Annotated in this window: 14 protein-coding genes; 5 read left to right on the top strand and 9 right to left on the bottom strand. The window is 56.7% G+C overall.

All coding sequences use genetic code 11. The features are described from left to right. Window positions 1-94: 94 nt before the first annotated feature. On the bottom strand, window positions 95-1,231 hold the full coding sequence (locus tag GCE01_RS03130) for a hypothetical protein (RefSeq protein WP_244591060.1): 1,137 nt from the start codon (window positions 1,229-1,231) through the stop codon (window positions 95-97). An 18-nt stretch (window positions 1,232-1,249) separates the two neighbouring features. Here GCE01_RS03130 and GCE01_RS03125 point away from each other — a divergent pair, with 18 nt between their 5' ends. Further along, window positions 1,250-1,891 (top strand): ATP-dependent Clp protease proteolytic subunit, encoded by a 642-nt coding sequence (locus GCE01_RS03125; RefSeq protein ID WP_046900896.1) that lies wholly within the window; start codon window positions 1,250-1,252, stop codon window positions 1,889-1,891. 54 nt (window positions 1,892-1,945) lie between these two features. Continuing rightward, window positions 1,946-2,935 carry a ferritin family protein gene (locus tag GCE01_RS03120; protein WP_046900075.1) on the top strand — a complete coding sequence of 330 codons (990 nt, stop codon included), beginning with the start codon at window positions 1,946-1,948 and terminating at the stop codon, window positions 2,933-2,935. A gap of 232 nt (window positions 2,936-3,167) precedes the next feature. Here the strand turns inward: GCE01_RS03120 and recA are convergent, their stop codons facing one another. The 7 genes from recA to flgB all read right to left on the bottom strand — a co-directional run bounded on the left by recA (window position 3,168) and on the right by flgB (window position 7,720). After that, complete coding sequence (gene recA / locus GCE01_RS03115) at window positions 3,168-4,205, bottom strand: recombinase RecA (protein ID WP_046900074.1); 1,038 nt, start codon at window positions 4,203-4,205, stop codon at window positions 3,168-3,170. A 197-nt stretch (window positions 4,206-4,402) separates the two neighbouring features. Then, window positions 4,403-5,479, bottom strand: a complete 1,077-nt coding sequence (locus tag GCE01_RS03110) for an EscU/YscU/HrcU family type III secretion system export apparatus switch protein (RefSeq protein ID WP_099210837.1) — start codon at window positions 5,477-5,479, stop codon at window positions 4,403-4,405. Between the two features lie 3 nt (window positions 5,480-5,482). Continuing rightward, window positions 5,483-6,310 (bottom strand): flagellar biosynthetic protein FliR, encoded by an 828-nt coding sequence (locus GCE01_RS03105; protein WP_099210835.1) that lies wholly within the window; start codon window positions 6,308-6,310, stop codon window positions 5,483-5,485. Next, window positions 6,307-6,579, bottom strand: a complete 273-nt coding sequence (locus GCE01_RS03100) for a flagellar biosynthetic protein FliQ (RefSeq protein ID WP_046900071.1) — start codon at window positions 6,577-6,579, stop codon at window positions 6,307-6,309. Before GCE01_RS03100 ends, GCE01_RS03105 begins: the two co-directional genes overlap by 4 nt. Before the next feature lie 3 nt (window positions 6,580-6,582). Next, window positions 6,583-6,903, bottom strand: a complete 321-nt coding sequence (locus GCE01_RS03095) for a flagellar hook-basal body complex protein FliE (protein WP_099210833.1) — start codon at window positions 6,901-6,903, stop codon at window positions 6,583-6,585. Window positions 6,904-6,906: 3 nt separating this feature from the next. Beyond that, window positions 6,907-7,314 (bottom strand): flagellar basal body rod protein FlgC, encoded by a 408-nt coding sequence (gene flgC, locus GCE01_RS03090; RefSeq protein ID WP_046900069.1) that lies wholly within the window; start codon window positions 7,312-7,314, stop codon window positions 6,907-6,909. Between the two features lie 13 nt (window positions 7,315-7,327). Continuing rightward, complete coding sequence (gene flgB, locus GCE01_RS03085) at window positions 7,328-7,720, bottom strand: flagellar basal body rod protein FlgB (RefSeq protein ID WP_046900068.1); 393 nt, start codon at window positions 7,718-7,720, stop codon at window positions 7,328-7,330. A 206-nt stretch (window positions 7,721-7,926) separates the two neighbouring features. Here flgB and GCE01_RS03080 point away from each other — a divergent pair, with 206 nt between their 5' ends. Both GCE01_RS03080 and fliP read left to right on the top strand, forming a co-directional pair. Next, window positions 7,927-8,220: a flagellar biosynthetic protein FliO gene (locus tag GCE01_RS03080; RefSeq protein WP_099210831.1), complete on the top strand. Its 294-nt coding sequence runs from the start codon at window positions 7,927-7,929 to the stop codon at window positions 8,218-8,220. After that, window positions 8,217-8,954 carry a flagellar type III secretion system pore protein FliP gene (gene fliP, locus GCE01_RS03075; RefSeq protein WP_046900066.1) on the top strand — a complete coding sequence of 246 codons (738 nt, stop codon included), beginning with the start codon at window positions 8,217-8,219 and terminating at the stop codon, window positions 8,952-8,954. Before GCE01_RS03080 ends, fliP begins: the two co-directional genes overlap by 4 nt. Here fliP and GCE01_RS03070 read toward each other — a convergent pair whose 3' ends face one another. Further along, window positions 8,955-10,349, bottom strand: a complete 1,395-nt coding sequence (locus GCE01_RS03070; RefSeq protein WP_174694773.1) for a gamma-glutamyltransferase — start codon at window positions 10,347-10,349, stop codon at window positions 8,955-8,957. Window positions 10,350-10,550: 201 nt separating this feature from the next. Between GCE01_RS03070 and GCE01_RS03065 the strand changes: the two genes are divergently transcribed. Next, on the top strand, window positions 10,551-11,315 hold the full coding sequence (locus GCE01_RS03065) for a DsbA family protein (RefSeq protein ID WP_167386101.1): 765 nt from the start codon (window positions 10,551-10,553) through the stop codon (window positions 11,313-11,315). The last annotated feature ends 181 nt before the right edge of the window (window positions 11,316-11,496 follow it).

The raw sequence follows: 11,496 nt of genomic DNA, 5'->3' as shown, positions 1-11,496 counted from the left end.
AGCTCAGGGTGAGAAGATTAAGGGAGGAGGCACGATAGACAGGTTTTTCCGTAAGAGGAACAGTCCTTTACGGGGGCATGGCGCAGGGAAGGGGTCAGCCCCCAATCCGTACGCGTACACCGTCCCCAATGGCTTCCGCATGAATGCTGATGTCAGATGTTGGAACACCTCTTTTGACAAGAGCATCAGCTACGTTCCGGGCACGCAGGAGACCCAGAGAGATTTCTCTCGCCTGATCTGCGGCGGAAAGCCCTGCATCCGCACTCATGGCTGCCCCAAAGCCAAGAATCGTTACTTTCTGTTTGCCGCGATGGGATAGCAGGCGCTGGTAATCTCCAGACGGGTCGCCCACTACATGATCTGTGGAAGGCTGAAAGCGGATTAGCGTTCCTTCGGGCGTGGAGCTGTCAATATCCGGGCGAAGTGGGCCGCTCAGATTGGCGTCCATCGGAATGTCAAAGCCAGGGAACTGAGGCGGCGGTGGCGGTAATGCGCCAATCTGCGGATATTCTCCCGAAGGCGTTGGCGGGATCGATTTGGCGATAACGGGAGGAAGCTCTGCTTCTGGCTGCTTCTGCTGGTCAGGCTTTACAGTTTTCGCCGGTGCGGGCGCGCTCGTCGCCGTATCTGTTGCGGCAGCATCCTGAGCGGGCTGCCCCGCAGAGGTCATGGTCAGGCTGTTTTGTTCGTCTGAGTCCGTGCCCGTTGGATTAACGGCGGAAGGGGCTGTCCGGGGAGGTGGTGGTGGCGCTACCGGCAACGTGCCGCGTGCTGCGGTTTCACGCTGGGCAAGATTGCGCTGAGCCTCAAGCTGCATCGTGAGGTTGATGCGAGCTTCCGGGGACGGCATCTCCGGTAGTTTCGTGGGGGTGCGGCCTACATGCGGGTAGGGCTCGTTCTGGCCCGGCGGAGGCGGACGCAGCTTGGCAATTTCTCCGCCTTCGAAGCTATGCCACCACCCGGCGGTCGTATCGACAGGGTCCTGATGCTGGCAGCCGGCAAAGAGGGGAGTGGCCAGCAGCAGCATGAACGGGATCTTTCCCGCATTTCTGCGCGTTACCGCTTTCCCGGGATGCGTCATGTTCCCTGAACCCACTGTGCCGTTCCTGCCTTCGCCAAATCTCTGAACAGGGCGGAGACTAGCCGTTCGTGATCGGGATGGCGAGACTTCGTCTTTCCCGGACTTGGCATGAAGGCAAACGAAGAGCAGGATAGGGGGATGAAGACGCACGATGGATCTGGAAACGACATGGACATCACCAGAATGACCCTTACCCGTCTGGACGACGAGCCCGATGCCCCAGAGGCCCCGGAAGACGACAACAAGACGCTGAACAGCCCGATCAGCGAACTCGAAAGCCGCCTGTTCGACCAGCGCAAGGTTCTGATCTTTGGTGGGATCAACGACAAGATCGCCCGTGACGTGACGGGGCGCCTGCTGGCGCTGGCCGGTTCGTCCGACAAGCCGATCGACGTCTATGTGAATTCCCCGGGTGGACATGTGGAGAGTGGCGACACCATCCATGACATGATCCGCTTCGTGGATTCGATTGCGCCCATCAATATGATTGGTACTGGCTGGGTCGCCTCCGCTGGTGCGCTGATTTATGCAGCGGGCCGCCCGGAGCGTCGCGTTTGCCTGCCGAATACGCGGTTCCTGCTTCATCAGCCGATGGGCGGTGTGCGCGGTCCGGCAACGGATATCGACATTGAAGCTCGTGAGATCATCAAGATGCGTGAGCGTCTGAACCGGATTTTCGCCAAGGAAACGGGACAGACCTACGAGAAGGTCGCCAAGGACACGGACCGCAACTACTGGATGTCCGCGAAGGAAGCGATCGACTACGGGCTTGTTCACCGTATCATCCACTCCGCAACCGACCTGAAGTAAAACTACAAGCTCCAAGGGGCACGGCGTGCCGCAGGGCACGCCGCGAAGACTATCATGAAAAGCCTGGCCGAAATCTATTCCCACCTTCCCGACGCACCGTCGGAGAAGACGCTTGAGCGCGTCGATTATGAAGCGCGCCACTGGAGCAGCCCAATCAAGGGGCCTCTCAAGCCGGGAACGGAAGAGCACAAGAAGGCTGTCGCGCAGATGTTCCGCGACACATTCAATCCATACAAGCCTTCGGTCATTGACTGGCCGGAACTTGATCCGGAAACGCTGCATCGCATTACGTCCCTGCCAATCTGGGATATTGCTGTTCAGACCGAAGGCAAGGCACGCCTCCGTATGGCCGCCTATGCGGCGATGATTGATGACCCGGACATGAAGGACGCTCTGTCCCGCAATGCCTGGGAAGAAAATCGCCATAAGGAAGTTCTGACCAAGCTGGTTGAAGCCTACAAAATTCCGATGGCGCCTGAGCCTCCCTATGTGGAGCCGAAAGACACGGAATGGGCTTACCTGGTGACGGGCTTCTCTGAATGTGTGGACAGTTTCTTCGCCTTTGGCCTGTTTGCCTTGGCTGAGCGCGCGGGGCTTTTCCCGCCGGAACTGATCGAGACATTTGAGCCTGTGATGCAGGAAGAATGCCGCCACATTCTGCTGTTTGCGAACTGGCTGGCCTGGCATCGGGCAACAATGCCGTTCTGGAAGCGCCCATGGTTTGAAGCGCGTGTTATCGGCGTCTGGATCTTCCTGGCGTATGAGCGCATGGGCTTGGCGCGCAGCATCGACGAGAGCGGTGAAGAGCACACGCAGGACAATAATTTCACGGTCACCGGGGCCAAGGACATGACGAATATGGACGTCAATGTTCCTGACCTGATGCAGCTCTGCCTTGATGAGAATGACCGCCGCTTTGCGGGCTATGATCCGCGGTTGCTTCGGCCGACAACCACCCCGGCTATTGCGAGAGCGATTATCAAGGGAGCAAAGACATGGACATGCCTGCGTAGCAAGCTATGTCCTGCGAAGTCTGCTGCCTGAAATAATTTTTGGGACTTCGGAAAACTAAAAGGATCAGGTTCGCCTGATCCTTTTTTTGTGCCCTGTCTCAGGTTTGTAGTCTGCCGAAAAGCCCATAGCTATCAGGTCTATGTCTTGTAATGCTTTGGGCTGAAGACAGGGCAAGAAAGCGTTTCTTCAATCTGGTATTGGCTTTGCTGTCTTCCGACGGACAAAAAAAGAGGCCCCTTGTCGGAGCCTCTTTTTGCTGAAGTCAGTCTTCAGTTGATGCGTCGTCATCACTCTCTGGGCCTGTCATCATGGCTTCTGCCACGACCCCGGCTTCAGAACGTACGCGACGCTCGATTTCCTGCGCCATTTCAGGATGGTCTCGCAGGAACTGCTTGGCGTTTTCACGTCCCTGACCAATGCGCTGGCTATCGAAAGAGAACCATGCGCCGGATTTCTCGACGATGTTCGCTTTCACGCCCAGATCAAGAAGTTCACCGACCTTGCTGATGCCTTCGCCGTACATGATGTCGAACTCGACCTGACGGAACGGCGGGGCCATCTTGTTCTTGACCACTTTGACGCGCGTCTGGTTTCCAACGACTTCATCCTTGTCCTTGATGGAGCCGATACGCCGGATATCAAGACGAACGGAAGCATAGAACTTCAGCGCGTTACCGCCGGTTGTGGTCTCCGGGTTGCCGAACATCACACCGATTTTCATGCGGATCTGGTTCAGGAAGATGACCAGTGTGTTCGATCGTGAGACGGTTCCGGTCAGCTTGCGCAGGGCCTGGCTCATGAGGCGGGCATGAAGGCCGACGTGGCTGTCGCCCATATCGCCTTCGAGTTCTGCTCGCGGAACCAGCGCGGCCACTGAGTCCACAACCAGAACATCAATTGCGCCGGAACGAACCAGCGTATCGACGATTTCCAGCGCCTGCTCACCGGCATCCGGTTGGCTCAGCAGAAGGTCATCGACGTTAACGCCGAGCTTCTTGGCATATCCAGGGTCAAGCGCATGTTCCGCATCGATAAAGGCAACCGTACCGCCCTTTTTCTGTGCTTCAGCCAGAACATGCAGTGCCAGCGTGGTTTTGCCGGAGCTTTCCGGACCATAAATTTCGACAACGCGGCCGCGGGGCATGCCGCCAATTCCGAGAGCGATATCAAGCCCCAGGGAACCGGTTGAAATGACGTCAGCCTGCTCTTTCGGGCGCTGGCCCATCCGCATGATCGACCCTTTGCCGAACGCACGCTCGATCTGGCTGAGAGCGCCTTCAAGCGCCTTGGTCTTGTCCATTCAATCCTCGTAATCGTTCATGGCTGGTGGGTAGGAACACGATAGACCTTGCCAGGCCCTCCGCATAGGAGGGCACCTCTCACCGGAGAGAATTTCATCGTGTTCTGAGGTGTCGTGTTCACAAATGTTCTGGTCATCATATCATGAGAACAAGAGGCTTCGCCAAGGGGGTAGCATTAGAAAAAAGAAGATTCTTTTTATCTGATCGGAGAATGGTTGCCGGCTGGCCTTCTGAGTTTCCATACATAAGCGATGACTGCGGCCACGACCTTGAAATGCTCTGCCGGAATTTCACTTTCGAGAGGCAAGGGATAAAGAGCGCGGGCCAAAGGAGGATTCGCTACGATGGGTACGCGATGGTCCTGTCCTAGTTCGCGAATGCGCGCGGCTACCTCGTCAACACCTTTGGCAACGACCTTAGGGGCACTTGATGCCCCCTTTTCATAAACAAGTGCGACGGCATAGTGCGTTGGATTGGTCACAATGACCGTAGCGGTTTTTACGGCGTCCATCATGCGCTGCCTGGCTACCTTGGCGCGCATGGCTTTCAGTTTTCCTTTAACGTGCGGATCACCTTCAGTGTTTCGGTATTCTTCCTTGAGCTCTTCCCGGCTCATTTTGAGTTTGGCTGTGTGCCGAAAGCGCATCCAGAAGATGTCGCCTCCAGCAATCACAAGTTGAGCCAAAATCATGCCTGTGGCGCCACTGAGCCCCAGACGAATAACAGTCGTCAGAATGGCGCTTGCGTTGAGGCCTGTCATACTCCGGGCGTCAGGGATAATGCCTTTCGCCAAGTGCCAGAGTACGGCGACGAAAATAAGCAGTTTGACGAGCGCTTTGCATGTATCAGGCAAGGTCCCGCCGCCCAAAATCCTCTTAAGACCTCCCATAGGAGAAACACGGGACATCTTGGGGAGTAATGATCCGGGATGAATCAGAAAGCCGGTTTGCAGGAAGCCCACACCTAGCGTGAGTGCCATGATGAGCCCTGCTACGGAAAGGGCGAGTGCAAGCCCTGCGGTGATGGTGTGTTGTGTTGTGGAAAGAAGGCCGCCCTGTACCATCGAAATGGTGCCGGCATTGTCCATGAGATTTTTCATGCTGTGCACAAAGTTGGGCACCAAAAACGGCAGAAGCGCGAAAATACCCAGGAGGCCACCGAGCAGGACAGTAAAGCTCATGGCTTCTCGAGAAAGAACGATTTGTCCGTCGTCTCGGGCTTTCTGGAGCCTTTGTTGCGAAGGGGCTTCTGTTCTGTCTTCTGCGTCTGCCATGCGCTAAAGCCCCGGCAGTGCGCGGAGCACATCAAAAGCCTGTCCTTGCCAGACTGCCAGCATGGCCTGGAGTGTTAACCCCAGCAGCGCAATTCCCCCCAACATTTGTAAGGGGTTCGCGGCATTATAAATCTGCAGATTCGGGAGCAGCCTCGTCATGATCCCGAGCATCATTTCCCAGACGAGCGACAGGATCAGAAATGGAGCGCTAAGCTCTAGCCCAAGGGAAAATGCCTTACCCGTCATCTGAATAATACTGCGCGCCGCGTCTCCCAGAATGGGCCAGTGTGGAACTGCAGCATGGTTCGTGAGCGCCCCTCCCGGCGGAATGAGGCTGTAGCTGCCAATCACTGCGTGAATTGGCAAAAGGTAGGCACCGGTGATCAACAGGATCAGAGGTGCGAGCAGATTCATGAAGCGTGCGGGCGCTGAGCTACTGGAGCCAAGGTCGGGGTCTGGTTGGAGTACGCTGGAAATGCCGATGAACATGGCGATCATCTGACCAGCAATAGGGAGCGCCATCGTAATCAGGCGTGCAATCCATCCGATCAGAAGGCCAGCGAAAAGCTCCACAGATATCATTCCTGCGAGTGCTATCGGGCCGAGCGTGTCGAGCTGCGAAGTGTTCAGCAAAGGGAGGACCAAGGGAAGGATCAGGAAGGTAAGCGTCAGGGCAATTCCTGCTCTGATCATCATAGGGAGTGACTGTTCCCCCAGTCCTGGCATCACCATGACCGTTGCACCCGTTCGGCAAAGAACCAGCACAAACGCCAAGGCCCATTCTGTAAGAGCTTGTCCGGACAGATCCGTTGGAAAAGGAAACGATGTCACGTTGTTCCGACGAGAATGAGCTGATCAAACAGATGTCGCGTGAACGTCAGCAGGGTTGCGGTCATGAAGGAGCCTGCCATCATCATGACAACACCGATGGCGATCACTTTGGGGACAAAGGACAATGTGCTCTCATTCAGCTGCGTGACGGCTTGAAAGAGTGACACCAACAGACCAACGGCCAGCGCAGTGAGGAGAGCCGGAGCGCTCAGTTTGAGGGCGACAATGAAGGTCTGCTCCAGAATCGCGCCCAGATCGATTGCCTGCATTGGTCAGATCGTCATTTTCATAACGTCCTGGTACGCCTGCACCATTCGGTCTCGAAGAACCGTGGATGTTTGAAGCGCGAGCTGGGCGTTGGATACGGCTGTGACGATCTGAGTCATGTCCCCGCCGCCATGCAGTCCGGCAGCAGACTGTGCTTCTGCATCATGGCCAGTGTTGATGACGCTGCTGACCGCCTGCGACATGACAGAGCCGAAATCGCTCGAGGTAGCCGTGCCATCAGGAACGTCGTCCGTCACTCCTGTCTGAAAGCGGCTCTGAAGGCTTTGGGCGTATGCGCTATGCGCTTGGGAAAGGGACGTGATCATGAGTTATTTCAACAGGTCCAGTGTGCGGGACAGCATGGTACGGGTGCTTTGCATGGTGTTGAGGTTGGCTTCGTACGAGCGTTCGGCTTCGCGCATGTCCATCATCTCCACCATTGAATCCACGTTGGAAATTTTCACATAGCCCTGTGCATTGGCCGCTGGATGAGACGGGTCATACTTCGTCTGGAAGTCAGACATGTCCCGGCCGATTTCCTGCACATCGACTGTGGAACGATCAGTATCGTTGTCCACGTGTTCTGCGAAAGTGATGGTTTTTCGTCGGTAGGGATCCGCGCCGGGTGTGGAGCCTGTCGTGTCTTGGTTGGCAAGGTTTTCGGCCACAATCCGCAGGCGCTGGGCCTGAGCATCCATCCCGCTGGCAGAAATGCCGATGGTGTTGGAGAGGTTCATGGGTCAACTCCCCTTATTTGCCGAGAACTGTCTGAAACATGCTCATGTATTTTCCGTAGATATTGACTGCGAGATGCTGCTGGTCGCTCACGTCTGCCACCTGTTCCATCTGCTGATCGAGGGAAACCTGGTTGCCATCCAGAGACTGCTCGGTTTCAACGTCTTGCACATGCGTGACGGAGGCTGATGAGCCGATATGTTGAGGCTGCGTCGCCGTGGGCGTGATCTCGAACTGGCTTAATGCCGCTTCAAAAGGGGAGACATCCTTGGGTGTGTAATCAGGGGTATCTGCATTGGCGATGTTACCTGCAAGAACCTGCTGACGCGCCTGAAGCCAGTTCAGACGGTCCTGACCAAGGGCAAACAGGTTTGTGCCACTGGTCGCTGTGGTGTCCGTGTTGCGCATTGCTGCAGTTTCCCTCCATGCAGAACCCTGTTTCGGCCCGATAGAGTTGATCATGGCGGAAAGTGCTTAATGAATGGTTGATAGCATCCATGATTCTCCGGCCTCCGATGATAATCGGGGGCGTGATGAGCAGAATTCCAGCCGCTATTAGGCGTCTATTAATCTTTGTCCGGCACTCTTTTCCAAAGTGAAGGAAATACGGTGCCATGACCCTCCATGACGGTTTGACTGCCTGTTCGGCGTTAATGTTCATAATAGTGCTTCTTGTCGGTCTGAAGCCTTTGCTGAAGGCCGTCCGCTCTCGTCAGGGAGGGCATGGAAAGTCCGGTGCGGGGCTGTCTCTTGTGGGACAGATGGCCTTGGATCGCACCCGGCGACTTTCAGTCATACGGTACGGTAGCCGCGAAGTTCTGGTTTTGACTGGTGGCAGTCAGGATGTGCTGCTGGAATGGCATGGTGACAGAGCCAGTTTTGCTGCAGCGCTGGAGGAGGCTTCGTGAAGTCCTGCCTTCTCCTGTTTGCGCTCCTGCTCTGTCTTTTGTGTCCGCATCTGGCATATGCTCAGGCCGTCAGTATTGATCTGGGGCAGTCCGGCGGGGCTGGAACGACCAGCAGGCTGGTGCAGCTCAGTGCCCTCATCACCGTTTTGTCGCTTGCCCCCAGTCTTCTGGTGATGGTGACAGCCTTTACGCGGATCGTGATTGTGTTGTCGCTGCTGAGAAGCGCACTCGGCGCGCAGGGCACGCCGCCGAATACCGTTCTGATCGGGTTGGCGCTTTTTCTGACGTTATTTGTGATGCAGCCTACGCTTCAGAAATCCTGGGATACAGGCGTTGCTCCCATGATGGCGGGGCAGGTTGGTGAGATGGAAGGGTTAAGCCGGTCTGCGCAGCCTTTTCATGATTTCATGGCCGCTACGGCACGGCCTGCAGACATTTCAACCTTTCTGGACATTGCCCATGAAAAGCCGCCTCAAAAAATTGAGGACACACCGTGGCGTGTTCTTGTGCCGGCTTTCATGATTGGAGAGCTGCGGCGCGGTTTTGAAATGGGATTTCTGCTGTATCTGCCATTCCTCGTCATCGATCTCGTTGTTTCGAGTGTCTTGATGAGCCTTGGCATGATGATGCTCCCCCCCAGCACAGTGTCTTTGCCCTTCAAACTGATCTTCTTTGTGATCGTCGATGGCTGGTCACTGGTGGCGGGGAGCCTTGTAAGAAGCTTTACCGGGTAATCAGTTCGTTGTTCCGGCGGCAAGGCCTGCGCCGCGCGGATCGGTGTTTCCGTGGCAGTTATTGCCGTCAGTGCACGTTACTGCGTTGACGCGACCTGCGCCGGAATGGGCAATTTCTGCCCCCTGAGTTGCAGCTCGTGCCGCATCGCCCACAGCATCCGCAGCGTCATTCTGACCAGACGCCGCAATCGCAGCCTTCAATCCGCGGCGGTCTCTTAGAATTGCCGCTGCGAGGAGGGGGCGAGGTGTCGCGGCGGGAGATGCACCAAGCACGATGCCCGTGCTGCCAGCGATACGACCTGTTCCAAACAGGTTGTTCTCGCTCAGGCTGCAGGCAACGGCCATGCCATTACGGTCCGTGACGACAAAGGATGTGGAGGCGGGAAGTGCGGGAAGAGCGCTACCTCCTGTCTTGCCGTTATCCAGAGCTGCCTGTGCGGCAGCGACATCCGTTGCGCTCGCAGCGCGCCAGGCGCTGACAGCGCCCTGGGCAGATGAACCGGTTGTATAGCGAATGGCTGCGCCAAGGCCGCCATCAGCGGGTGGCGCAAGGAACGAAGCGCTGATGCCGTTGGCTTGTGTGGTGAGAGCAACCGTCTCGACCGGCAGCGTTTTACGTAGATCGCTGGTGTTGAGGCCCCCACCAGCTTTTTGAGCGGCTGTGCTGTAAACGTCAGCCAAGGCACCATTATACAAATCGCCAACGCCTGCTGACCGAACCCGCTCCAGAAAGCCAGCCAGACGAGGCTGGATCAGAGTATCGCCAGAAGTCAGGGTTCCAGCTTCGCCACGACCGAAGATCGCCCGTGCATTTTCGTCAGCCAGAAGGGCAGTACGTACGACCGCCAGATCAGAGGCAAGAGCCCGGCTCACGGTGATGCCGTTGCTGGCAAGGTTCATCGAGGGGGCGATCAGGTCGTTGAATTCAACCGAGCCATAATGGTGATGGATCAGGAACAGGCCGCGAAGCGTGGCAGGCGTGGATGCCGGGCGATTGCCACCTGCACTGCTACCAGCAGCGGGGAGGAAACTGATGCTCTGCGCAGGGGCGCCGGGCTGGGATATGAGGCATGCGCCTCCACCGCCCAGAGACGCGCGGGAGGGAAGGGTCACACCAAGGGCGATGGCTGTGGCCACTGCGGCGTCTGCAGCATTGCCTTTGCGTGCCAGAACATCGTGGCCAACAAGTGCTGCCTGTGGTTCGTCAGCGACCACTGTGCCGATGCTGCCTGTGAGAGCCGGGGCGGGAGCTGTGCCCACGAGGGACGTGAAGCCAGGAATGCTTGAGCAGGCGGTCAGCAGGAGCCCTGAGGCTACCGAAGCCAGAAGGTGGAACGACACGCGGCCTGCCTTACGGGAGCCGCGGAGGGAAATCTGGTTTCGACGGTGCGCCACCTGGCGTTTCTCCACTATCTGGTCTCGGGTCCGGCAAGTGAGATGCTCCCCATTCGGAAGAGACCTCACATTCAGTTTGCTCAGTCATAACGGTAATCCCTCTGTTGTGGGAGAGGTCTTGGGCGCTTCTCTTTGTGACAGTCTTTCATTAATGGCCGCGGACAGTTACGGTGCCGCGTCTTCTGCAATCCGGAGCCTTCTGTGAAACATCGCCTGTCCGCAACGGTTTTCGCCGTTTTTGCTGCGCTTTCTTCCTACGGGAATGCTGCGATGGCCGCTTCGGGAAGCCCCTCAGAAAACTTTACGCCTGCACAGCGTGCCGAAGTGGTTCAGATCCTTCGGCAGGCTCTGAAAGAAGATCCTTCCATTCTGACGGATGCCATCCGCTCCCTGCGAGAGAAAGCGGAGCAGCAGAAGCAGGATTCGGCTCTTGAGGCTGTAAAAACGCATCTGCATGACCTGCAGACGGCTCCTGACTATGCTGTTCGCGGTAATCCGCACGGAAAAATTACCGTGGTGGAATTCTTTGATCCGCGCTGCTCATATTGCCGGGCCATGATGCCGGAAGTTGATCGTTTTCTGGCCCGTCATCCGGATGTCCGTCTGGTTGAAAAGGTTATTCCAGTTCTGGGAAGCGGCAGCGTGCTGGATAGCCGGGCCATTTTCGCTGCCAGCGCGCAGGGGAAATATGACGTGATGCGTCAGGCCCTGATGGCGGATACCACCAAGCCGACCATGGAACGGATTACGGAGCTTGCGAAGGCAAACGGTCTGGATGCCGATCGCCTGAAAGCAGACATGAGCTCGCCTGCGACTGTCGCTCTGATCACGACCAATCTGGATCAGGGGCGTGCGATCAATCTTGACGGGACGCCGACGTTTATTTTCGGTTCGGCTGCCGTCGCTCCGGGAGCTCTTAATGAAGAGCAGATGGAAGCCTTTCTGGAGCAGGCTAGAAAATCCTGAATTCTTAAGAGAAGTTCGTAGGTGCCGGAAGGGCCGTTGCAGGGAATGTGAAAAGCGTAAATTTCGGATCCCAATTAGTGCCGTAATTGAGTGCCATATGAGCATGGAGGCGTTCTCGTGAAGATCGTCTTCCATGTAGCAAGGCGGAAACTTCGCCACTGTCCGTTCACATGCGGGCGGA

Source organism: Gluconobacter cerinus (genome assembly GCF_002723935.1).
In the GTDB taxonomy this organism is placed as follows: Bacteria; Pseudomonadota; Alphaproteobacteria; order Acetobacterales; family Acetobacteraceae; genus Gluconobacter; species Gluconobacter cerinus.
Note: the sequence above shows the minus strand (reverse complement) of the source record. Positions and strands in the feature narration are given on the sequence as shown.